The sequence below is a fragment of the Clostridium sp. 1001275B_160808_H3 genome (genome assembly GCF_015550425.1).
Taxonomy (GTDB): domain Bacteria; phylum Bacillota; class Clostridia; order Clostridiales; family Clostridiaceae; genus Clostridium.
The window spans coordinates 42,195-66,066 of record NZ_JADNAT010000020.1; the positions used below are offsets into that span (position 1 = coordinate 42,195).

Here is a 23,872-nt window from a genome sequence, read left to right on the forward strand (position 1 = left end):
TTTAACGTAAAATTTAATTTACTTTTTCAAGTAAGCTTTATTACCTTGAAAAAGTAAATTTATTATTTTTATAAAAGGGGGCGTGTTTCATCACCACCTTATATACTTTTCTATTAATTCTTTCTAAAGGGGCTCGCGAAACGCGAGGTCCTTTTAACCCATTGATTCTGCTTAATTTGAATAGTAATCTTACTGAATCATCTTCCTTATGTATAAAAGAAATTTAAATAAAGAAACCTGATGCTTACATAGGTTTCACATTTTCACGAAAATCTTTCATAATGATATTAATATACTAAAAAAGGGAAGTTCTAATTCGAACTTCCCTTTCTCTAGACTAGTATCAAAGTTTATTTTGATACATCCTCTTTTTAATATATTTTAGTCTTCTTTTACATTTATTGAAATACCTAATTCTTGTAATTGCTTTTCATCTGCTATATTAGGTGCTTCACTTAAATAACAATAAGCATTTTGGTTTTTAGGGAATGCAATAACATCCTTTATATTTTCTGTTCCAGCTAAGAACATTACCATTCTATCAAGTCCAAAAGCTAATCCGCCGTGTGGTGGTGGTCCAAACTTAAATGCATCTATTAAGAATCCAAATCTTTCTTGTGCTGATTCTTCTGTGAATCCTAATGCTTTAAACATTCTTTGTTGAAGCTTTGAATCGTGAATTCTTATAGATCCTCCACCTAATTCTTCACCATTTAAAACTAAATCATATGCTTTTGATCTTACTTCACCTGGATTAGTTTCTAGCATATCTAAATCTTCATCCATTGGTGATGTGAATGGGTGATGTGCTGCATGATATCTTCCCTCTTCTTCATCATATTCAAATAGTGGGAATTCTGTAATCCAAGTAAAATTAAATTCATTTTTATCTTTTATTAAATCAAATTGTTTAGCAAGCTCTAATCTTAATGCTCCTAAACTTTGGAATACTACTGAATTCTTGTCTGAAACTATAAAGATAGCATCTCCAACCTCTGCTCCCATAGTTTTAACTATTGAGTTTGTAACATCATCAGTTAAGAACTTAGAAATAGAAGATTTAACTCCATCTTCTTTTAATTGAATCCATGCAAGACCTTTAGCTTTATAAGTCTTAACAAATTCACCTAATTTATCTATTGGCTTTCTTCCAAGATCTGCTCCACCTTTTAAGCAAAGTGCTCTTACTGATCCACCAGCTTCTATTGCTGATTTAAATACTACAAAATCCATATCCTTTACGTCTTCTGTAATATTAGTTATTTCCATTCCAAATCTTAAATCTGGTTTATCTGAACCATACTTTTCCATAGCATCTTTAAATGTCATTCTCTTTATTGGTAATTTAACATCTACTCCTGCTACTTCTTTAAACACATGAGCTATTAAACCTTCATTCATTTTAATAACGTCTTCTTGTTCAACAAAACTCATTTCTAAATCTATTTGAGTAAATTCTGGTTGTCTATTTGCTCTTAAATCTTCATCTCTAAAGCATTTTACAATTTGATAGTATCTATCAAATCCTGAAACCATTAATAGTTGTTTAAAAATTTGTGGTGATTGTGGAAGCGCATAGAACATTCCAGGATAATTTCTAGAAGGTACAAGATAATCTCTAGCTCCTTCTGGTGTACTCTTTGTAAGCATTGGAGTTTCTACTTCTAAAAAGTTATTATCATCTAAATAGTCACGAACTGATTTAGAGATTCTATTTCTAATCATGAATATTCTTTGCATATCTGGTCTTCTAAGATCTAAATATCTATATTTTAATCTTATACTTTCAGCAGCATCTAAGCCTTCCTTTATATATATTGGAGGTGTATCTGATTCTGAAAGAATTTTTAAGCTCTCACATTTAAGCTCTACTAATCCTGTTGGCATATTATGATTAGGAGCTTCTCTTAAGACTACTTCTCCAGTAACTGCTATACAATATTCAGGTCTAACATCTTTAGCTTTCTCGAAAGCTTCAGCATTTATCTCTTCACCAAATACTATTTGCATTATTCCTGTTCTATCTCTAAGGTCAATAAATTGTAGACCTCCTAATTTTCTATTTCTTTGCACCCAACCCATTAATGTGATTTTTTGTGATACATTACTTTCTCTAACTTCCCCACACATTAGGGTTCTTTTTAAGCCACCTAAAGCTTCACCCATTTTTTCTTCCTCCTAACTATTTTACAAGCTTTGCTATTTCTTCTATATTATCTAAACTTACTTCAAACTGCTCACCATCGCTCATTCTTTTAAGCTTTAATGTATTATTTTGAAGTTCGTCATCACCTAAAATTGTAGTAAAGGCTGAACCTATCTTATTTGCATATTTCATTTCTGCCTTTATGCTTCTTCCCATATGATTTATTTCTGTCTTTATACCAATAGCTCTTAGCTTATTAGCTAATACAAAACCTTTTGTTTTTGCTTCTTCACCTCTAGCTCCAATATAAAGATCAATTAAGCCCTCATTTGGAATTTCTACGCCCTCTTTTTCTAAAGTCATTATAAGTCTTTCTAATCCTAATCCAAATCCTACAGCTGGCATTTCTGGTCCGCCGATTTCTTCTATAAGCTTATCGTATCTTCCTCCACCACAAACTGTAAAATCATCATTTAATATTTCAAATATAGTCTTTGTATAATAATCTAATCCTCTAACAATGCCTGGATCTACTTTATATTTTATATCTAAAGCATCTAAATAATTTTTCACCTCAGTAAAATGAGAATCACATTCTTCACATATATAATCTAATATAATTGGAGCATTCTTAGTTATTTCATTACAACTTTTTTCTTTGCAATCAAGAATTCTCATTGGATTTTTTTCAAATCTCGTTTTACAAATTCCACAAAGATTATCATAATTTTCTTCAAGATATTTTTTAAGTGCTTCATTGTATTTAGGTCTACACTTAGGACATCCTAAATTATTTATATTTAAACTTAGGCTTTTAAGTCCTAGCTTCTTTAGTGATTCCATAGCTAATGAAATTACTTCAGCATCAATTGAAGCTTCTTTTGACCCAAAAACTTCAACTCCATATTGATGGAATTGTCTAAGCCTACCTTTTTGAACATTTTCATATCTAAAACAAGGTATTATGTAATATAACTTTGTTGGTTGAGCTTCATTAAATAATCTATTTTCTATAAAAGCTCTTACTGTTGGTGCAGTACCTTCTGGTTTTAAGGTAATGCTTCTATCACCTTTATCATTAAAAGTGTACATTTCTTTTTGCACTATATCAGTTGTTTCTCCAACACCTCTTAAAAATAATTCTGTATGTTCAAACATTGGCGTTCTTATTTCTCTTACTCCATATGCTTTTGAAACTTCTCTTAAAACTCCCTCTACATAATGCCACTTATATGCATCTTGAGGTAGCATATCCTTAGTACCCTTAGGTGCTTGGATTTCCATAAAATATCTCCTCCTATTTAAGGTAAAGTGTATCTAAAAGTTTTATCTTTTCCTCTACCATTTCCTTAATTCTAGTTGTGTACTCTCTAATATCTTTAACATTTCCAAATCTTTCAATTCTATTTTCTTCTAGAAAGACTACTTTTGATACGGCATCTGCTCCTAAAGCTATTATAGTTTGCTTATCTTCTATCATCTGTATATTATATAAGCATTCTTTGCCTTCTTTAGAATAGCCTAAATTCTCCATATTGCCAACCATATTTTTTTGTCTATACATATAATATGGCTCTATATTTAAACTTTTAGCTAAACTTCTACTTACTTCATACATTGATGAAAGTTCATCTTGCTTCTTTATTTGTATTCCTTTTTTTAAAATGAAGTTTTCATAAAGAATTGATGCTCTTTTTAAGGATAATCCATGGACAGTTAAGCTATCTGGTCTTAACTTTAAGATTTCATTTGCAGTATATTCTGCTTCTTTTATCCCTTCTCCTGGCAAGCCAATTATCATATCCATATTTATATCATCAAATCCTAAATTTCTAGCTAAGTTAAATTTATCTATAACATCTTTTGATGTATGTCCTCTACCAATCATTTTTAATGTATCATCGTTCATTGTTTGAGGGTTAATACTTATTCTAGTAGTGTTATATTTTTTCATAGTTTGAAGCTTTTCTAAAGTTATACTATCTGGTCTTCCACATTCTACAGTAAATTCAACTATATCTTTATCTAATACAAAGGCATTATAAATTTCTTCCATAATATCTTCAAACTCTTCATTATTTACTGCTGTTGGAGTTCCTCCACCAAAATATACACTTTCTATTTTTAAATTTCTCTCATTAACATATTCTTTCATTTCTCTTATTTCATATGTTAATGCTTCTAAATAAGGATTTACTAATTTTTTATTTCCACCTATAGGATTAGCTGTAAAGGAACAATAAAAACATCTTGTTGGACAAAATGCCATTCCAATGTAGATAGCAATACTCTTTTCATCTTTATTTACAAGTTCTTGCTCTTTTTTAGCTACTTTTATGCAAAGCTTAGCTTTTTCTTCTGAAGCTAAGTACTTCTTTGCAAATATATCTATTATTTCCTTTTCACTTTTTCCTTCTTCTAAGTATTTCAACGCTATTTTAGATGGCCTTATTCCTACAAGTATTCCCCATGGATAGTAATCTCCTGTTATTTCTTTCAATGAAGAAAAAATTAATCTCTTAATATCCTCTTTTATATTTTCTAAAACAGTACATTCTCTATAAAACTCATTAAATGAAAATGATATTTTATCTTCTTCTATGTTTATTATATAGTTACCATCTTCTTCAAACTTAATTTCATCAAGCGCATAATATATATTAAACATTTGATATACGTCATATCTATATTTTAAATTATTTAAACTTATTTTTAATTCCATTTATTCTCCTCTTATGCTAGAAATGGATTTTTCATCCTTTCAAATATAATAGTAGATTTTGGTCCATGACCTGGGTAAACTTCTACATCATTATCAAGTACCATAAGCTTAGTTTCTATACTTTCTATAAGCTCATTATAACTACCACCTAAGAAGTCTGTTCTACCTATTGAACCATTAAATAAAGTATCTCCAGTAAATACCTTATCTTCTACTAAGTAACAAGTTCCACCTTTTGTATGCCCTGGGGTAAATATTGCTTTAAAAGTTAATTCTCCAACCTTTATTTCATCACCCTCATTTATATATTTATAAATGTTAGGTAGCTTTCCAAATATTCCTGAAGAATCCATTTCCATATATTCTTCTTCTGCTTTATTAAGATAAACATCTACTTTATATTTATCTTTTAATTCTTCTACAGCTCCATTGTGGTCAAAATGGCAATGTGTTAAAAGTATTACTTCTATTTCAATTCCTAGAGCTTCAATTTCTTTCATTAAATAACTCGCCTCTGCACCTGGGTCTATTACAGCAGCTTTATTTGTCTTTTCATCTATTACTAAATAACAATTTGTTTGCAATGATCCAAGCGGATATGTTTTTACTATCATACTTATCCTCCTTTTTAAAAGTTCTTTTTGCTATCTAACATTAAAGTCACAGGTCCATCATTTTGGATATCTACTTTCATATGTGCTCCAAACTCACCAGTTTCAACTTTCAAATTTGATTCCTTTAATAATTCAACAAACCTTTCATATAAAACTTTTGCTTTTTCCCCACCTTCTGCTTCCATGAAGTTTGGTCTTCTACCCTTTCTACAATCTCCATAAAGAGTAAATTGAGAAATCACTAAAATTTCACCTTTTACATCTAAAACTGATAAATTCATTTTATCAGCTTCATCTTCAAATATTCTTAAATTAACTAGCTTCTCTTTAATATATAATAAATCTTCCTCAGTATCATCCTTTGAGATACCTATTAATACATTCAGTCCTTTATTTATTGACCCAATAATATTTTCTTCTACTGTAACTTTAGAAGATGTTACTCTTTGAACCACGGCTCTCATATAATCACCTCTTTAGTTATTCATTCTATATACATCCATTACACCTTTTAGTCTTCTTATCTTTCTCATAAGCTCTCTTAGCTGTTCAATGGAATCAATTTTTACCTTTATATTTATTATGGCAATATTGCCTTTTGATGATTTAGCATTTAATGCATTTAATGGTAATTTAGCTTCAGTTATTATCATCATTATATCCGATAATATTCCTATTCTATCTTCTGCTCTAACTTGTATTTCAGCTACATAGGCTGTTCCCTTTGAAGAACCCCATGAAACTTCTACAACTTTTCCATTATCATAATCAATTAAAGCTTTTAAATTACTGCAATCACTTCTATGAACTGAAATTCCTCTTCCTTTAGTTATATATCCAAGTATCTCATCTCCCGGAACTGGATTGCAACATCTGGCAAACCTTACCATAAGATTATTAACGCCTTTTACTGTTACTCCATAATCATTAGGAGATGTTTTCTTATTTGTATTTGCCTTATCTGATTTAGAAATATGATCATCAATTGACTTATTTATGCTTTCTAAACTTTGTTTTTCAGTAATATTTTCTTCTTTTAACTTAGCTATATATGATGAAGCTGAAATCTGCCCCACTCCTATTGAAGCATATAAATCTTCCATACTGTGAATATTGTATCTTTTAACTGACTTTTCGTATGCTTCACCTTTGGCAATTTCTGAGTAAATTACCCCTTGCTTCTTTAGTTCTTTTTCAAAAACTTCTTTCCCTTTATCTATATTTTCTTCTTTTTTAATTTTCTTAAACCATTGTCTTATTTTACTTTTAGCTTGATTACTTTTAGCCATATTTAGCCAATCCATATTAGGTCCCTTAGCATTATTAGATGTTAATACTTCTACTATTTCACCTGTTTTTAGATTATAATCAAGAGGTACTATTTTACCATTTACCTTTGCTCCAATACATCTATTTCCTATATCTGTATGTATTCTATATGCAAAGTCTATTGGAGTAGCTCCACTTGGTAAATTTATCACAACGCCTTTTGGAGTAAATACAAAAATTTCATCTGTAAATAAATCTATCTTAAAACCTTCAATAAATTCTTCTGCATCTGATGTTTCTTTTTGCCACTCAAGCATATCTCTTAACCATGCAAGCTTATTTTCAAAGGATTTTTCCTTATCTTCTTGCGTATCACCCTCTTTATACTTCCAATGGGCTGCTATACCATATTCTGCAGTTTTATGCATCTCAAAGGTTCTAATTTGTATTTCAAATGTTTTCCCTTGAGGCCCTATTACAGTAGTATGAAGAGATTGATACATATTAGGCTTTGGCATTGCTATATAATCCTTAAATCTACCAGGAATAGGTTTATATATAGTATGAACTATCCCTAATACACCATAACAATCTTTAACTGTATTTACTAAAATTCTTATTGCTGTTAAATCGAATATTTGCTCAATACTTTTATTTTTATTTATCATCTTTTTATAGATACTATAAAAATGCTTTGGTCTTCCATCTATATCAGAATCTATTTCAGATTCCTCCAATTTATTATGTAAATCTTCTATTATTTCAGCAATATAAGTTTCTCTTTCAGCTCTTTTTTCTGCTATTTGTTTTACTAAATCATAATACTCTTCTTCATGCAAATATCTAAAAGATAAATCTTCAAGTTCCCACTTAATTTTAGAAATACCTAATCTATGAGCTAATGGAGCATAAATATCTAAAGTTTCTTTAGCCTTTTGCTTTTGTTTTTCTTTAGGCATAAATTTTAAAGTTCTAAGATTATGTAATCTATCCGCTAGCTTTATAATTATTACTCTAATATCCTTTGCCATAGCTAAAAGCATTTTTCTAACATTATCGGCTTGTTGCTCTTCTTTTGTCTTATATTCTATTTTTCCAAGCTTAGTTACACCTTGAACTAAATCTGCAATTTCTTCATTAAATATGTTTTTTATATCATCATATGTATAGTGTGTATCTTCTATAACATCGTGTAAAAGTCCAGCTACGATTGTACTAGTATCCATACCCATTTCAGCAAGTATTTCAGCCACATCTATTGGATGTGTTACATAGGGCTCACCTGACTCTCTCTTTTGGTTCTTATGAGCATCACATGCTAAATCATATGCTTTTTTTACGATATCTGTATCTATATTGTTACAATTTTCATTTATTTTTCGTAATAGGCTTTCATACATATGGGTAATCTCCTTTGATTAAGTCTAAAATAATTGGCTGGTTTTAACAACCAGCCATTTTCTTTTATTATATAATATTTGATTTGATATTTCAACAATATTAAAATTCGTAATCAACTAAAGACATAACTTCATATTTTCCTAATTTATCTCTTCCATGTAAACCTGTAAGCTCAATTGCGAAATCTAAACAAACTACTTCTCCACCAGCTAATTCTACAAGCTTAGCTACTGCATCTATTGTACCACCTGTTGCTAGTAAATCATCAACTATTGCAACTCTTTGTCCTTTTTTTATAGCATCTTTGTGTATTTGTAATGTATCGCTACCATATTCTAAATCATAAGTTATTGATATTGTTTCACCAGGTAACTTTCCTGGCTTTCTTACTGGTACAAAACCTATACCCATTGCATAAGCTACAGGAACTCCATAAATAAACCCTCTTGCTTCTGGCCCAACTATTAAATCTATATTTTTATCCTTAAGATGTTCAACCATTTTATCAATTGAATATCTTAGTGCTTCTCCGTCTCCAATTACTGTTGTTATATCCTTGAAGCTTATTCCTTCCTTTGGGAAATTTTCAATTACTCGTATCTTTTCTTTTAGATTCATGATAAATCCTCCATTACTAAAAATTACAAACTATATAATCATTTTTCTTACTAAAAACCATCAATATAATTTTACAGTAATTATCTAATTAATTATATAGTTATCTTTGATTTGTTTAAATATTTTGTTATTTGTTCAGCTCTATCTTTCTTAGTAGTAGTCAAAAGTTCTATAATTATACGTGCATTATCCATCATTGTAACTGCATTTATAGTTGGTGTAATGACATCTATAATTTTCAATATGCACTCTTCATCCATTTCAACAATACTATAATAATTCATTATAGACCTTAAGCCATAATTATTAGTATTTATTAAAAATTTTCTTCCTTCCTTTAAAATAACACCATTTTCTCCTTTTAAAGGAACTTCTGCCCACTGCTCTCCTATAAGTATCAAATCCAAATACTTATTTATGCTCTTTATGTTATAGTATATAGCAATTGCTTGCATTAATTTAAAGGTTAATCCACTAATAGATAAATTTTTATATCTATACTGGCATCCCCTTTGATTTGGATTTATGTATATGTAATTTCTCTCATTATTAACTTCTTTATTTTCCAAAACTATCAAATCTATCCCAAGATCCCTACAAAGCTTTTCTTCTTTTTCTGAACTCAAATCTATACCTAAGGTTATCAAAAGTTGACCCCCTAGAAAACTAACATTATTCTTTATATCTTCTGATGTTATTCCAGAACTAGAAGTTTCATCATGAATTATATATTCTATATCTGCATTTAAATATTTTAATACCAATATTAAAGATGATATAGCACATATTCCATCTACATTAGGTACTCCATAAATAACTATCTTTTTTCTATTATTTATAGCTTCTACCATATGTTCAATAGCTTTATTCATATTTTTAAGTATAAAGGGATTATATCCAGTAATATAATTTGGACTATAAATACTCTCCCAAAACTTACGCATTATAAACTCCTCCATAAAACTTAAGAAAACACATATATTATAATGTAAAATCTCCAATATTACAAATGTTTTCTAAGGAAAAAAATAATAAACCTCCAAAATATTTCGGAGGTTTAACTTTTTTTGTTATTTTTTAAAAGATTAAGCCAATTCAGCTTTACTTTTTTTACCTCTTTCATCTTTTAATATAACCCATACTGGTGAAGCTATACATATAGAAGAATATGCCCCCGTTGCAATACCTATTATTAATGGGAATGTAAACTCCCTAACTGTTGGAACAAATATATTTACGGCTATAATTGTAATTAATGTCGTTAATGTTGTATTTATTGATCTTGACATAGTTTGAGTTAAACTCTTATTTGCAATTTCAGTAGCTGATGCTCTTCTCATGTTTTTAGAATTTTCTCTTATTCTATCAAAAATTACTATTGTATCATTTATAGAATAACCCACAATTGTTAATATGGCTGCTATAAATGGTGTATTAACAGGTATGTTGAAAATTGCAAATACGCTAATTGTAATAAATAAATCATGTACAAGTGCTATGATAGCAGCTATACCATAATTCATTTCAAATCTCATTGCAATATATGCAAGCATTGCTACACAAGCTACTAATAATGCAACAACTGAATTTCTTGTAAGTTCTTTTCCTACTGAAGCTCCAATTTCATTCTGTGATAATAAATCGTCATCTTCTAGATTATATTTATCTTGTAAGGCTTTAAAAACTTCTGAAACTTTTTTACTATCTAAATCTTTTGCTTTAATTTCGTATTGTGTTCCATTTGCCTCATTTGTAACTGCATCTGGAACTATCCCTTTAACTATTTCATCTGCTTCAGGTTTATTAAATCCTTCACCTAATTCAATAACAACTTTAGTACCACCTAAAAAGTCTATACCAAAATTTAATCCTCTTGAAATAGTAAATCCTACTCCAACTACTATAACTATTATTGATAAGGCGAACCAAAGCTTAGTTTTTTCTATAATTTTAAGCATTATTAGCCCCCCTCTTTACTCTAAACTGCCATAAACTCTTTAAAAGTCCCATATCTACTGCAAAATTTATTAAAATTTTAGTAACTACTAAAGCAGTAATTAAACTTAAAACTATTCCTATCATTAGTGTCACCGCAAATCCCTTTACAGTTCCTGAACCTATAAAATACAATATAAGTGCAGCAATAAATGTTGTAGCATTTGAATCCACTATTGATGACATTGCATTTTCAAATCCACTTTTTACTGCGCTTTTAACAGATATTCCTCTAGAAAGTTCTTCTCTAATTCTTTCAAAAATTAAGATATTTGCATCTACCGCCATACCTACTGTTAGCAATAATGCTGCAATTCCTGGTAGCGTTAGTGCTACACCCATCTCTACAAATACTAAAAGTACTAATGTTATATATAATGTTAATGCTATACTTGCCAAAATTCCTGGAACTCTATACCAAAGTATCATGAATATAAATATTAATGATATACCAATAACACCAGCCTTGACTGCATTTGGAAATGCTTCTGCACCTAATTGAGCTCCTACATTATTAATAGATACTGCTTTAACTGTTACTGGAAGCGCACCTGAACTTATAATTCCTGATAATTTTGTTGCTTCTTCCATTGAAGACATTCCATTAATAACAGCTTTCCCATCAGTAATAGCACTTTGAACTACTGGCTGAGATACTACTTCATCATCCATTGATATACTTATAGTCTTTCCTATATTATCAGCTGTAGCTTCAGCAAATTTTCTTTGCCCTTCCTCATTTAATTCTAATGATACAACTGGTCTTGATGTATCATCAAGAATAGCCGTTGCTTCTTTAACATCTTTACCTGTTAAAACAACATTACCTTCTGGGTCCTTAAATTCTAAGTTACCAGTTTTACTTAATCCATCAACTATTTCACTTGAGTTATATGCTCCAGGTATATCTACCCTTATTCTTTTTTCACCTTCTTCAGTTACTACTGTTTCAGATACTCCAATTTTATTAACTCTAAGTTCTAATAATTGCTTTGTTCTTTGGCGAACATCTGATGGGACATCATCTTCTTGAATCTCCATCAAAACTGATACTCCACCTTGAAGATCAAGTCCTTTAGTTATTGCTTTATTAAAAGACTTAAACTCCCATCCTGCTATTTCAAACCCTTTAAAACCTGTAAATGCTAATGAGAAAATAGCAACGATACAGAGTATAAATAATATTGAACTTTTACTCTTGCTTTTGCTTCTCGCTTTCATGTTCTTCCCCCTCTGGTAAGTTTTCAATTAAAATTATATTACTTATGTTAAGTAATATCAACTACTTTTTACTTAATTGGAGTCGTTTTCCATCCTTTTTATTCCAAATTCTCTTAATAAATATTATTTAGCACACTTATATAAATAAGTATAACTATTATTTTGTAAATTTATACAATAATTACATATAATTTAGATTAATCTCATATTTCATAGAATATTAGTAACTTTAGTTTTGATCATATATTCATTAAATTTAATATTAATCAATTATATATTTTTATTAAATAAAAAAATAAGAGAACACGAAATCCTCTTATTTTTTAATATATTATATAATTATTATGAATTGATTGAAAGAATCTTTAGTTTTACAAATAAATTTTTATTGTATTAATAACGTTATAGATTTACGCCTAGCATTCCAGAAAAAAGGCCAATAAATACACATAATGTAAATTTAATAAAATCATACATGCCTAATGTTGGTTCTGCGCCGAATATAATACCAATTATATATAGAGCTATGTAAAACATACATCCTACTGCTAAACCAACAATCCACCCTTTACTTCCATGTGCTTTTACTGCAACTAGTGAGCCTACAACTAAAGCTAGACAAGAAATAACTACATAAATAATATTAAAAACACCTTCTCCAAGAGTAACACTATTCATTACTAGAGAAAGTATTGCTGTTACTAAAAATGTAATCATAATTGCCCAAACAACACCTTTTAGAACACTTTTAAAATAATTTGACCAGTCCATAAACATTTCACCCCCTAGTATTAATTTATGAAATACTAGGGGGTATTATTCTTATTCTGTTACTTTATTTACTTTTGATGCAATACCATTTTTAGAAATTTTTAATTTTGTTCTTTCAGCGCTAGTTTCGATAATAACATAGTCTTCTTCTACTATTATTATCTTTCCCATTATTCCGCCTCTAGTTACTATTTCATCGTTTTTTTCTAATGCTGATAACATTTCATTGTATTTTTTTGTTCTCTTCTTTTCAGGTAAAATTAGTAAAAAGTACATAAGACCAAACATTAATGCGAATGGTACTACAAGTGATAATATTTGTGCCATTTATATTCATTCCCTTCATTAAATAACTAATATGTTTCATAATAAAAACTATATCTTATTTATATGGTATTGTCAATTATATTAACAGATACTTAATACTTTAAGCTTTTCCATTCCATTCTTTTAATTTTTCTTCTTTAAAGGCTTTAAAGTATCCACCATCTATAGCAGCTCTTATATCCTCCATAAGCTTATTATAGAAATAAAGATTATGTAATACGCATAGTCTCATTGCAAGCATTTCCTTAGCTTTAAATAAGTGCCTTATATATGCTCTTGTATAGCTTTTACAAGCTGGACATTGACACCCTTCATCTATCGGTCTTGTATCTAACTCAAATTTTGCATTCATTAGATTTATCTTTCCTTCTTTTGTGAATACATGACCATGTCTACCATTTCTTGCTGGAAGTACACAATCAAAGAAATCTACTCCTCTGTCAACTGCTTCTAATATATTACTTGGCGTTCCTACTCCCATTAAATATATAGGTTTATCTTCTGGTAAATATGGTACTACAGCATCTATAATTCTATACATTTCTTCATGGGTTTCACCAACTGCTAAACCACCTATTGCATATCCATCTAAATCCATCTTTGTTATAGTCTTTGCATGCTCGATTCTTATATCTTCATAACATCCACCTTGATTTATTCCAAATAGCATTTGGTCTTTATTTATAGTTTCAGGAAGTGAATTTAATCTATCCATTTCCTTTTTACATCTTTCAAGCCATCTTGTTGTTCTTGCAACTGACTTTTCTACATACTCTCTTGTAGATGGATTTGGAATACATTCATCAAATGCCATTGCTATAGTTGAAGCTAAATTACTTTGAATTTGCATTGACTCCTCTGGCCCCATAAATATCTTTTTACCATCTATATGTGATGAGAAATAAACACCTTCTTCTTTTATCTTTCTCATTCCTGATAATGAAAATACTTGGAATCCACCTGAATCTGTAAGTATTGGTCTATCCCAATTCATAAATTCATGCAGTCCACCAAGTTTTGCTACAACTTTATCTGATGGTCTTAAATGTAAATGATATGTATTTGATAACTCCACTTGACATCCTATCTCTTTTAAATCCATTGTTGATACTGCGCCTTTTATTACAGCAAGCGTACCAACATTCATAAATACAGGAGTTTCTATAGTTCCATGTGGAGTTTCAAATCTCCCTCTTCTTGCGTTTCCATCCTTTTTTAGTAAAGTATATCTTTTCTTACTCAAAATCTCACTTCCTCTTCTTGTTTATTCTTTTATTAGCATAGAATCTCCAAAGGAGAAAAATCTATATTTTTCTTTAACAGCTTCATTATAAGCATTCATTACATTTTCTTTTCCTGCTAAAGCTGAAACTAACATTATTAAAGTAGATTCAGGCAAATGGAAATTAGTTATTAATTCATCAATAACTTTATATTTATATCCTGGATAAATAAATATATCAGTCCATCCACTTTGCTCTCTTACAAATCCACTCTCATCGCCAATGGTCTCTAAAGTCCTTGTGGAAGTAGTACCAACTGCTATTACTTTATTTCCTCTTTTTTTAGTTTCATTTATTAAATCTGCATTTTCCTTATCTAAGTGATAATATTCGGAATGCATTATATGTTCATTAATATCTTCAACTTTTACAGGTCTAAAGGTTCCTAGGCCAACATGAAGAGTTAAATATGCAATATTAACTCCTTTAGCCTTGATTTCTTTTAATAATGCTTCTGTAAAGTGTAATCCTGCTGTTGGAGCTGCTGCTGATCCCTTTTCTTTTGAATATACAGTTTGATATCTTTCTTTATCTTCAAGTTTTTCAGTAATATATGGTGGAAGTGGCATTTCTCCTAACTCATCTAATACTTGTTCGAAAATTCCATCATATGAAAACTCTATTATTCTATTTCCTTCTTCTACAACATCCACTACAGTGCATGTTAATTTACCTTCACCAAATGTAAATTTTTGACCAACCTTTGCTCTTTTACCTGGCTTAGCTAAACATTCCCATTTATCGCCCTCAATTCTTTTTAATAACAAGAACTCAATTTTTCCACCAGTTCCTTCTTTTTCACCTATTAATCTTGCTGGCATTACTCTTGTATTATTTAAAACTAAGGTATCTCCTTCATTTAAATACTCTATTACATCATGAAAAGATCTATGTTCTATATCTCCACTTTTTTTATCTAAAACCATTAGCTTTGAAGAATCTCTTCTTTCTAAAGGATGTTGTGCAATTAATTCTTCTGGCAAATCAAAATCAAAATCGCTTACTTTCATTTTCTCGTCTCCTAATCTTTATCGTTAATAATTTATATTTTCTCTAAAACAGCTTTTGCTGCTCCCCTGTTACTTTTCTCTTGCCCTTACTTCTACCTAAATGTTCATAGGCTTTATCGGTTGCAACCCTTCCTCTTGAAGTTCTAACTATAAATCCCGTTTGTAATAAGTAAGGTTCATATACGTCTTCTATTGTTCCAAGCTCTTCTCCTATAAAATAGGAAAGTGTTTCTATTCCTACCGGTCCACCATTAAAGTTATCTATTATTGCTTCTAATATCTTATTATCAACTCTATCAAAACCTTTATCATCTACTTCTAAAAGTTCAAGTGCAGCTTTTGCTTCTTTATAACTTATAAGAGAATCTGAATAAACTTGTGCATAATCTCTAACTCTTTTTAATAATCTATTTGCAATTCTAGGGGTACCTCTTGATCTTCTTGCAAGCTCATAAGCACCTTCTTCTGTTATATTACATTCAAATACAAATGCAGATCTAATTATAATTTCTTTAAGTTGCTCTTCTGTGTAATATTGCATATCACAAAGAACTCCAAATCTATCTCTTAATGGAGATGTTAACATACCTATTCTTGTTGTTGCTCCTATTAAAGTAAACTTAGGTAAATCTAATCTTATAGATTTAGCTGCTGCTCCTTTTCCAATAACGATATCAAGAACATAATCCTCCATTGCTGGATATAATATTTCTTCTACATTTCTATTTAATCTATGTATTTCATCTATAAATAAAACATCATTATCTTTAAGTGTTGTTAATATTGCAGCTAAATCACCAGCTCTTTCTATTGCTGGCCCAGAAGTTATTTTAAGCTCTCCATCCATTTCCTTTGCTATAATATTAGCCAATGTAGTTTTACCAAGACCTGGTGGTCCATATAATAGTACATGATCCAAAGCTTCATCCCTATTTTGTGCCGCCTTTATAAATATATTTAATCTTTCTTTAACTTTATCTTGGCCTATATACTCATTTAAACTCTGTGGCCTTAAACTCAAAGAATTTCCATCTTCAAATATTTCTTGTGGTGTTATTATTCTTTCCATAATTCACCTCTATCCCATAAGAACCTTTAAACAATTTTTAATTATATTTTCTAGAGTATCTGTCTTATCTACTTTTTTAAGTGCAGCCTCTGCTTCTTTTTCTGAATATCCAAGAGCTAAAAGTGCACCTAAAGCCTCTGCTATATTGCTTGCATTATTTGGCATTAAATCTTCAAATTCACCTGATCCCTCTATTACTTCAGCTATATCTTCTTTTTTAATTTTATCTTTTAACTCTAATATAATTCTTCCTGCAGTTTTTTTCCCAATTCCAGGAGCTTTACATAAATGTTTTTCATCTCCCATCATTATTGCATATCTTAAATTATTAATTCTACTAATTGATAATAATGATAATGCAGCTTTTGCACCAACCCCATTAATAGATAGTAATAATTTAAACATTTCAAGTTCTTCTCTAGAATCAAATCCATATAACCCTAAAAAATCTTCTCTTACTATTTGCTCAAGATATAACTTAACTTCTTCGTCAATTCTTGGCATAGATGACATAGTTGCTCCTGATGTAAATATCTTGTAACCTATCCCATTATTTTCTACAATTATATAATCTCTATTTATACCTTTATATTTTCCTCTTATGTATTCGTACATACAACTAACCCCCTCATATGCCAACTAAATACTCTTCTTTATTTAGTTTCTAACCTACACTATACTTTATCATTATAAATAAAATAATTCAAGGTAGAAACATTATCATAGAGATGCAAAAGGAGTAAGATTAATTTCATCTTACTCCTTTCTATAAAATAATTATTAAAAAACTTATCTATTATTACCTATAAAAAATAATGCCAATGTTCCTGGACCTGAATGTGCTCCAATAACTGGTCCTACGTTATTTATAATAACTTCTTTTACTTTTGTTTCTTTTAGAATCAAATCTCTCAAATGCTCTGCTTCAGCTAAACAATCACCATGGCTTATAAATATTGTTTGATCTTCTGGACTCACAATTTTTTCTTTTAATTTTTCTTGTAATTCCTTAATTGATTTTTTTCTACCCTTTACTTTAGAAACTGGGGTTAGCTTTCCTTCATCATCTACATGCATTATTGGTTTTATGCTAAGCATTGTTCCAACTATAGCAACTGTACTTGATACTCTACCGCCTCTTTTTAAATGATTTAAATCATCTACAGTAAACCAATGATTAACTTTCAATTTATTTTCTTCTATCCAGTTTACTATTTCTTCCTTAGTTGATCCATTTTTAAGCATATTAGCAGCATAATAAACTATAAGTCCTAGTCCTAGTGATGCACTTTTTGTATCAATCACTGTAATATCTGCAGATTTAATTTCATCTTCTACTGCTTCCTTAGCTATTCTTGCACTATTTACACAACCACTAAGTGCTGATGAAAATCCTATATAAATTATTGAATAACCTTCACTAGAATATTTTTTAAATGCTTCTGCAAATGTATATGAGTTAACCTGAGATGTAGAAGGCATTTCACCTGATCTAATCATATCATAAAACTCTTTATACTTTATGCTTTGTCCTAGATCATCTGGAATGTCATCACCCTTTATATTAACTCTAAGCTGCATTATTTCTATATTATTTTCTTTAACAAAGCTTATAGGTAAATCACAACAAGAATCTGTTAAAATAACTGTCTTCATAGTCATCTCCTCCCAAAATATCTTTTATAATTATAATATGCTTTTTATTATACATCTATATTCAAAGTTTTTCTATGAAGTTTACAAAGTAATTTAATATTATACTTCATAATCCACTACAACTCTTGATTCAATTACCCTTTTTATAAAATTAACTACCTTTAAATGTTTTTCATGATTTTGATAATAATTTAAATCTTCTTTTGATTGGAATGTTGAATATAGAACTACGTCATAAGCTTGAATAGACTCTTCAAAATTTATTCCTACTTCTAATTCTAATACTTTATCTATACTTTCTTTCAAACTTTCTATCTGTCTTTTTATTTCTATAGCATTAATTTCCTTAGTATTCCCTTCTGCACTATCTTTTAACTTCCACATAACTATATGCTTAATCATAAACTTCCTCCTTATTTAATATTTTTAAATCTATGTCTAAATTATATAATTTTACGTTTATATCTTCAAAATCAACACCTTCATAAATTTTTATATGTTTATTTGTAATTCCAAAATAGGCCTTGCTTACGTCTACTGGGATATTTATTCTTGTTTCTACTGGTATCCACCCAACGCCCTGAATGTATACTTCTGCCCATGTATGATATAAATTTTTAGAAGTTTTTCCTAAAATAAATTTTGCTGGTATATTAGATGCCCTACATAATGCAATGAATACGTTAGTACATTCACTATAACTTCCCTTCCTAATACTTATTGTCTTTAAAGCACTTTGAGTATCTTCGCCTTCATATATTCTTGTAGATAACTCATCATCAAATTCTATATTTCTGGTAAATTCTAATATCTTATTTATTATCATTAGTTTATTTTTCTCATTACCAATCAAATTCATAGCAAAATCTTTGATATATTTAGAATCACATTCTATACTTTTGGTTGGCATTAAATATTTTTCTAATCTTTCTATATTTAATTCTTGTTGAATAATTAGAGGATGAGTTTCTAATATAATTTCATAGTTTGGTTTTTTCCTATATAAATTTTTTACACTTTGATGAGAAGAATTTAAAAGATTTACATCTATTTTGCTTCCTTTAATGACATAAGTTTTATTGATTAAAAATTCATTATTTAAAAAGTCACTCCTTAAAACCTTCATTTTACCTATTATTACTGATTTAATATTTTCATTAATTTTATTATTTATATTAATATTATAATAACCTTCTTCCTCATCCTTTTCAGCATACTCTTTACTATTAGTAATATTAAAAACATAAATTTCACTATCTATATTAACAAAGCTATGTTTTAATAATATAAGATTTTCTAAATTTTCAACATTTATAGGTATAATTAAATGCTTGCCATACTGATTTTGAATTTCCTTAGCAGTTTCAACTACTAGCCTATTCCAAATATCCAAGCCCTCAAAGTTTTCCTTTATATTGTTATTTAATATATTATCTAACATCAAGGCTACTTCATACGGATTATAAACTATGCTATTTTCAATTTCTTCACAAACTTTTTTTGAAATACCAATATTATCGTTATTATTCATTACATCATTTATAATAACTATCAAGTTAACCCCTCCAATACCCATTGTAAATATTTTACTATTTATTCTATATTATTTTAACATAATATAAGTTATTTTATAAGTTGTAATATATATTTAAATAATTTTATTAAAAGAAAAAGCACTATAATAGTGCTTTTAAATCTCTTCCTTACTTTGTCTTGAAATATTCAGTAATATGCCTATTGCAGATAAATTAAACACAAGAGAAGTCCCTCCATAACTTATTAACGGCATTGGAACACCCGTTACTGGCATTGAACCTGTTACAACTGCAATATTTATTACTGCTTGTATAGCAATTACTGATATTATTCCTATAGCTAATAGATATCCATAATTATCTCTCGCCTTAACTGCAACAGAAGTACCTTTAATAACTATAAATATAAATATTGAAATTATAGCTACACATCCTATAAGACCAAGTTCTTCTCCTATTATTGCAAATATAAAATCATTGTGCGGTTCTGGCATAAATAATGCCTTTTGTCTTGAATTCCCAAGGCCAACTCCAAAAAAACCTCCTGAACCTAATGCATAAAGTGATTGTATAAGTTGATAACTATCTCCTGTTGGATCTGCCCATGGATTTAAAAAGCTAGTAAGTCTTTGCAGTCTATAAGGCTCCATAACAATCAACCCAAGACCCGCCGCTAACCCCATTGGAATAAGTGATAACAAATGGCTTATTTTAGCTCCACCAACTAATATCATTATGAATGCAACCATCATAACAATTGCAGTAATACTTAAGTTTTTCTCTAAAATTATTAATCCTGCAAATACGGCTGCTATAGCTAAATAATATAATGTTCCTGCTTTAAATTCTTTAATTTTACCTCTTCTTTTATCAATTAGTAACGCTAAGTATAATACTACAACATATTTAGCTAACTCTGATGGCTGTAATGATAATCCCCCTAATCTAATCCATCTTCTTGCTCCATTAATATCTGCCCCAACAAATAAAACAACTACCAAAAGACCTATCGTTATTATAACTAACCAAGGAGTCCATTTTTTATAAATATGATAATCTATAGACATAGTAACTATCATACCTATCACTCCTACAACCGTCCAAAGTATTTCTTTAGTAAAATAAAATTCTGAATTGAATACTTTATCCTGATACAAAGCATAATATGAACTTGATGAATATACCATAACTATACCTATGAAAAGCAATACTACTATAGCACATAACAAACTGTAATCTATATTTTTCATTTTTATTTTTTTTCTTTTTATTGAAGGTTTTTTCTTTTTATTTCTCCCCTTTATATCTAACTTTCTTACATTATCCATATTATCTCCTACTATCCTATTATTTCAAATCTAATTTAACTTTTGTTCCCTTTTCAATAAGTTTACCAGCAATAACATCTTGACTATCTACTATACCTGTACCATTTGCTTTAAATGTAATTTGAAGCTTATTTAAAATATTTGTTGCCTCTTCTAAGGTCTTGCCTTCGAGATTTGGCATTATTAACTTATTTGCATCATTTTTAGGATCAGATAAATTAACACTTATAATTGAATTTTCTTCAACTAATGAACCTGGATAAGGTTCCATACTAGTAACTTTAGATCCTTCTTCCTCTAAAGTTATATTTAAATTATTTGCTTCTAATATACTTTTTGCTTCGTCAACTGATTTTCCTCTTAACTCAGGAACAACTACTTTCTTTTTTTCTGTATATCTTTCAGTATAAACTTGTGAATCCATGTAAGTAAACATTTCTGACAATAATGATTTTAATACTGGAGTTGTAACAGGTCCCCCATAGTATTGACCTGCACTTGGGTCTTCAACCTTTATAAATATTGTTACTTGAGGATTTTCAACAGGATATAAAGCAACCACTGATGCAATGTACTTGTCAGCTGAATATCCTCCCAATATAGGATCAACTTTTTGTGCTGTCCCAGTTTTAGCTCCTACTCTTCTCTCTTTACCCATAAAGCTTCCAATTTCTTGTCCTTGATTTATAGTTCTTTCAAGATAATCTCTTAGTACAGCTGTTGTTTCTTCTGAAATTACATTTTCTTCAACTGCAGGTTTAAATTGTTCATCTATTACTTTTGTTCCATTATCAGATTCATGTGTAACTTCTTTCATAATATGTGGTTGAATTAACTTTCCTCCATTAGCTATAGCATTGAAAGCTCTCATAAGTTGAATGCTATTTACAGTATTAGTTTGTCCAAACGCAATAGTGGCTAAATCCATTTCGCTCATATCACTTACTGATTTTATAATTCCTTCTGATTCTCCTGGAAGATCTATTTTAGTCAACTTTCCAAAGCCAAATTTATCTATATACTCTTTTAATTTTGCACTACCTAACCTAGATCCTAATTCCATAAAACCTACATTACAAGAATTTTGTAGTATTTGTGGTAATGTTTGAGTTCCATGCCCTGCTGTATTCCAACATTTAATAGTTGTAGATCCAAATTTTACTCCACCATCACAATAAAATGTATCATTTTCATGCGCAACGCCTTCTTCTATAGCTGCTACCATAGTAATATTCTTAAAGGTAGATCCTGGCTCAAACGTATTACTTATAGAACTATTTCTAAACATATTTTGTAGCTTTTCAAAATCATTTTCTCCTTCAAAATTCTCATATTCATCATATGGATCATTAGGATTAAAGTCAGGCTTATTTACCATTGCTAAAATTTCGCCATTATTAGGATTCATAACTATAATTGATACTTCTTTTGCTTTATTTTCTTCGTAAGCCTTTTGAGCTGCTCTTTCAGCCATTAATTGAATATTTTCATCTATTGTTAACATAACATCTTTACCGTCAATTGGACTTGTATATTTTACTGTTTGGAATGGTAATTCCTTTAATGAACCATCAACTTCTGCTATTTTATAACCAGCTATTCCTGTTAATTCTGAATCATATTGTAATTCTACTCCATTTAATCCTGTATTATCGGAATTCACACTTCCTAGTACATGAGATAAGAAATTATTATTGGGATAATATCTCTTTGGATTAATAGAAATAACAACTCCATATATATTTAATGCTTTAATTTTATCTGCAACTTCTTTTTCTATTCCTGTAACAAGTGTACTATTCCTTATTTGAGTTCCATCTTCACCTACAGTGTTTAGTTTATCTTTAACTTCATTAAAAGGTATTCCTGAAGCATTTGCTAATTCTTGTGCAACTTTATCTATAGTTGTCCCCTCGTCTTGTAAATGTATTTTTATTGCATCTAAATCTAAATCTACCCTATAAACATCAATAGATGTTGCAAGTATAGAACCATTTCTATCTTTTATATCTCCTCTTTTAGCCTCCACAGAAACTTGTGAATTCCATTGACTTTGAGCCATATGTTTATATTCTTTATTTTTATAAATCATTATATAAGTTAATCTTCCTATTAAAAATAAGAATATTAAACAAATACTTATGCTACTATATAAAGCTCTTTCTCTTGAATAAATTTTTTTAAATTTATTGGTTTTTCTTTTATTAGTTTTTCTTTTATTATTCATTCTTCTCCCCCATGGTGCTATTTAAAGATTACTATTCATAGGTTGTCCAATTAATTATATCAAAAAGATATTTATTCTGTAAATTATTCCCTATGAATTAAACTAAATAAAAAGTAAAAGTGGATTCCCACCTTTACTTATTATCTTCAAATAAAGCTAAATATTTCCCATAGCCTTTTTCTTTCATTTCTTTTCTAGGTATAAACTTTAAGGCTGCAGAGTTAATGCAATATCTAAGTCCACCTAACTCCTCTAGCCCATCACAAAACACATGCCCAAGATGCGAATCTGAATTTTTACTTCTTACCTCAGTTCTAATCATTCCATGGCTTTTATCTACTTTTTCGGAAATTAACTTTCTATCTATAGGTTTTGAAAAAGCTGGCCAGCCACAACCAGAATTAAATTTGTCTGTTGAAATAAATAATGGCTCTAAGGAAACTATATCTACGTAAATACCTTCTTCAAAATGATTATTATATTCATTCATAAAAGGTGGTTCAGTTCCATTTTCTTGAGTAACTCTATATTGAAGTTCTGTTAATCTATTTTTTAATTCATCTTTATTTAATTTTCCCATATTTCATCCTCCATTTATATTATGTTAGTGTAAAGTTTTTTTACACTACTTCTCTTTTAAAATCTTTATATATCAAGGTTTCGCAAGTTTTTTGTATAAA

General features: G+C 29.3%; 22 protein-coding genes. All 22 read right to left on the bottom strand.

All coding sequences use genetic code 11. The features are described 5' to 3' along the window. Positions 1-381 precede the first annotated feature (381 nt). Positions 382-2,166 carry an aspartate--tRNA ligase gene (aspS, locus tag I2A75_RS14105; protein WP_195265615.1) on the bottom strand — a complete coding sequence of 595 codons (1,785 nt, stop codon included), beginning with the start codon at positions 2,164-2,166 and terminating at the stop codon, positions 382-384. Between the two features lie 16 nt (positions 2,167-2,182). Next, positions 2,183-3,430, bottom strand: a complete 1,248-nt coding sequence (gene hisS, locus I2A75_RS14110; protein WP_195265617.1) for a histidine--tRNA ligase — start codon at positions 3,428-3,430, stop codon at positions 2,183-2,185. 13 nt (positions 3,431-3,443) lie between these two features. Next, complete coding sequence (locus I2A75_RS14115; RefSeq protein WP_195265619.1) at positions 3,444-4,868, bottom strand: coproporphyrinogen III oxidase; 1,425 nt, start codon at positions 4,866-4,868, stop codon at positions 3,444-3,446. A gap of 11 nt (positions 4,869-4,879) precedes the next feature. After that, positions 4,880-5,482, bottom strand: coding sequence for an MBL fold metallo-hydrolase (locus I2A75_RS14120; protein WP_195265621.1), 603 nt, complete (start codon positions 5,480-5,482; stop codon positions 4,880-4,882). Positions 5,483-5,496: 14 nt separating this feature from the next. Further along, positions 5,497-5,946, bottom strand: a complete 450-nt coding sequence (gene dtd / locus I2A75_RS14125; protein ID WP_195265623.1) for a D-aminoacyl-tRNA deacylase — start codon at positions 5,944-5,946, stop codon at positions 5,497-5,499. A 12-nt stretch (positions 5,947-5,958) separates the two neighbouring features. Beyond that, a complete protein-coding gene (locus I2A75_RS14130; protein WP_195265625.1) occupies positions 5,959-8,151 on the bottom strand; it encodes a bifunctional (p)ppGpp synthetase/guanosine-3',5'-bis(diphosphate) 3'-pyrophosphohydrolase in 2,193 nt (730 codons plus the stop codon). Positions 8,152-8,251: 100 nt separating this feature from the next. Beyond that, positions 8,252-8,770: an adenine phosphoribosyltransferase gene (locus I2A75_RS14135; RefSeq protein ID WP_195265627.1), complete on the bottom strand. Its 519-nt coding sequence runs from the start codon at positions 8,768-8,770 to the stop codon at positions 8,252-8,254. A 92-nt stretch (positions 8,771-8,862) separates the two neighbouring features. Continuing rightward, a complete protein-coding gene (locus tag I2A75_RS14140) occupies positions 8,863-9,714 on the bottom strand; it encodes a DHH family phosphoesterase (RefSeq protein ID WP_195265629.1) in 852 nt (283 codons plus the stop codon). Between the two features lie 141 nt (positions 9,715-9,855). After that, positions 9,856-10,728, bottom strand: a complete 873-nt coding sequence (gene secF / locus I2A75_RS14145; protein WP_195265631.1) for a protein translocase subunit SecF — start codon at positions 10,726-10,728, stop codon at positions 9,856-9,858. Then, positions 10,721-11,986, bottom strand: coding sequence for a protein translocase subunit SecD (gene secD / locus I2A75_RS14150; RefSeq protein ID WP_195265633.1), 1,266 nt, complete (start codon positions 11,984-11,986; stop codon positions 10,721-10,723). Before secD ends, secF begins: the two co-directional genes overlap by 8 nt. Before the next feature lie 402 nt (positions 11,987-12,388). Beyond that, a complete protein-coding gene (locus tag I2A75_RS14155) occupies positions 12,389-12,757 on the bottom strand; it encodes a TIGR04086 family membrane protein (RefSeq protein ID WP_195265635.1) in 369 nt (122 codons plus the stop codon). Positions 12,758-12,808: 51 nt separating this feature from the next. Then, entirely contained in the window at positions 12,809-13,084 is a 276-nt protein-coding gene (gene yajC / locus I2A75_RS14160) for a preprotein translocase subunit YajC (RefSeq protein ID WP_195265637.1), read from the bottom strand. Between the two features lie 100 nt (positions 13,085-13,184). Next, entirely contained in the window at positions 13,185-14,327 is a 1,143-nt protein-coding gene (gene tgt / locus I2A75_RS14165; RefSeq protein ID WP_195265639.1) for a tRNA guanosine(34) transglycosylase Tgt, read from the bottom strand. Between the two features lie 21 nt (positions 14,328-14,348). Next, a complete protein-coding gene (gene queA / locus I2A75_RS14170; protein WP_195265642.1) occupies positions 14,349-15,377 on the bottom strand; it encodes a tRNA preQ1(34) S-adenosylmethionine ribosyltransferase-isomerase QueA in 1,029 nt (342 codons plus the stop codon). A gap of 43 nt (positions 15,378-15,420) precedes the next feature. Continuing rightward, positions 15,421-16,446, bottom strand: coding sequence for a Holliday junction branch migration DNA helicase RuvB (gene ruvB, locus I2A75_RS14175; protein WP_195265644.1), 1,026 nt, complete (start codon positions 16,444-16,446; stop codon positions 15,421-15,423). A 9-nt stretch (positions 16,447-16,455) separates the two neighbouring features. Then, entirely contained in the window at positions 16,456-17,061 is a 606-nt protein-coding gene (gene ruvA / locus I2A75_RS14180; RefSeq protein ID WP_195265646.1) for a Holliday junction branch migration protein RuvA, read from the bottom strand. Between the two features lie 174 nt (positions 17,062-17,235). After that, positions 17,236-18,102 carry a DegV family protein gene (locus I2A75_RS14185; protein WP_195265648.1) on the bottom strand — a complete coding sequence of 289 codons (867 nt, stop codon included), beginning with the start codon at positions 18,100-18,102 and terminating at the stop codon, positions 17,236-17,238. A gap of 99 nt (positions 18,103-18,201) precedes the next feature. After that, entirely contained in the window at positions 18,202-18,504 is a 303-nt protein-coding gene (locus tag I2A75_RS14190; RefSeq protein WP_195265649.1) for a Dabb family protein, read from the bottom strand. After that, positions 18,497-19,657 (bottom strand): transglutaminase-like domain-containing protein, encoded by a 1,161-nt coding sequence (locus I2A75_RS14195; protein WP_195265651.1) that lies wholly within the window; start codon positions 19,655-19,657, stop codon positions 18,497-18,499. The genes I2A75_RS14190 and I2A75_RS14195 overlap by 8 nt, the downstream gene beginning before the upstream one ends. Positions 19,658-19,792: 135 nt before the next feature. Further along, positions 19,793-20,965: a stage V sporulation protein E gene (gene spoVE, locus I2A75_RS14200; protein ID WP_195265653.1), complete on the bottom strand. Its 1,173-nt coding sequence runs from the start codon at positions 20,963-20,965 to the stop codon at positions 19,793-19,795. A 19-nt stretch (positions 20,966-20,984) separates the two neighbouring features. Then, positions 20,985-23,192 carry a stage V sporulation protein D gene (locus I2A75_RS14205; protein ID WP_195265655.1) on the bottom strand — a complete coding sequence of 736 codons (2,208 nt, stop codon included), beginning with the start codon at positions 23,190-23,192 and terminating at the stop codon, positions 20,985-20,987. Between the two features lie 133 nt (positions 23,193-23,325). Beyond that, positions 23,326-23,772, bottom strand: coding sequence for a peptide-methionine (R)-S-oxide reductase MsrB (gene msrB, locus I2A75_RS14210; RefSeq protein WP_195265664.1), 447 nt, complete (start codon positions 23,770-23,772; stop codon positions 23,326-23,328). Positions 23,773-23,872: the final 100 nt, after the last annotated feature.

Excerpts from the sequence above, each read along its gene's own strand:
- I2A75_RS14185 (WP_195265648.1), bottom strand. The coding sequence starts at position 18,102 with ATGAAGACAGTTATTTTAACAGATTCTTGTTGTGATTTACCTATAAGC.
- I2A75_RS14115 (WP_195265619.1), bottom strand. The coding sequence starts at position 4,868 with ATGGAATTAAAAATAAGTTTAAATAATTTAAAATATAGATATGACGTA.
- I2A75_RS14130 (WP_195265625.1), bottom strand. The coding sequence starts at position 8,151 with ATGTATGAAAGCCTATTACGAAAAATAAATGAAAATTGTAACAATATA.
- secF (WP_195265631.1), bottom strand. The coding sequence starts at position 10,728 with ATGCTTAAAATTATAGAAAAAACTAAGCTTTGGTTCGCCTTATCAATA.
- secD (WP_195265633.1), bottom strand. The coding sequence starts at position 11,986 with ATGAAAGCGAGAAGCAAAAGCAAGAGTAAAAGTTCAATATTATTTATA.
- aspS (WP_195265615.1), bottom strand. The coding sequence starts at position 2,166 with ATGGGTGAAGCTTTAGGTGGCTTAAAAAGAACCCTAATGTGTGGGGAA.
- queA (WP_195265642.1), bottom strand. The coding sequence starts at position 15,377 with ATGAAAGTAAGCGATTTTGATTTTGATTTGCCAGAAGAATTAATTGCA.
- yajC (WP_195265637.1), bottom strand. The coding sequence starts at position 13,084 with ATGGCACAAATATTATCACTTGTAGTACCATTCGCATTAATGTTTGGT.
- dtd (WP_195265623.1), bottom strand. The coding sequence starts at position 5,946 with ATGAGAGCCGTGGTTCAAAGAGTAACATCTTCTAAAGTTACAGTAGAA.
- I2A75_RS14140 (WP_195265629.1), bottom strand. The coding sequence starts at position 9,714 with ATGCGTAAGTTTTGGGAGAGTATTTATAGTCCAAATTATATTACTGGA.
- ruvB (WP_195265644.1), bottom strand. The coding sequence starts at position 16,446 with ATGGAAAGAATAATAACACCACAAGAAATATTTGAAGATGGAAATTCT.
- ruvA (WP_195265646.1), bottom strand. The coding sequence starts at position 17,061 with ATGTACGAATACATAAGAGGAAAATATAAAGGTATAAATAGAGATTAT.
- spoVE (WP_195265653.1), bottom strand. The coding sequence starts at position 20,965 with ATGGATAATGTAAGAAAGTTAGATATAAAGGGGAGAAATAAAAAGAAA.
- I2A75_RS14205 (WP_195265655.1), bottom strand. The coding sequence starts at position 23,192 with ATGAATAATAAAAGAAAAACTAATAAAAGAAAAACCAATAAATTTAAA.
- I2A75_RS14155 (WP_195265635.1), bottom strand. The coding sequence starts at position 12,757 with ATGGACTGGTCAAATTATTTTAAAAGTGTTCTAAAAGGTGTTGTTTGG.
- I2A75_RS14190 (WP_195265649.1), bottom strand. The coding sequence starts at position 18,504 with ATGATTAAGCATATAGTTATGTGGAAGTTAAAAGATAGTGCAGAAGGG.
- hisS (WP_195265617.1), bottom strand. The coding sequence starts at position 3,430 with ATGGAAATCCAAGCACCTAAGGGTACTAAGGATATGCTACCTCAAGAT.
- msrB (WP_195265664.1), bottom strand. The coding sequence starts at position 23,772 with ATGGGAAAATTAAATAAAGATGAATTAAAAAATAGATTAACAGAACTT.
- I2A75_RS14135 (WP_195265627.1), bottom strand. The coding sequence starts at position 8,770 with ATGAATCTAAAAGAAAAGATACGAGTAATTGAAAATTTCCCAAAGGAA.
- I2A75_RS14120 (WP_195265621.1), bottom strand. The coding sequence starts at position 5,482 with ATGATAGTAAAAACATATCCGCTTGGATCATTGCAAACAAATTGTTAT.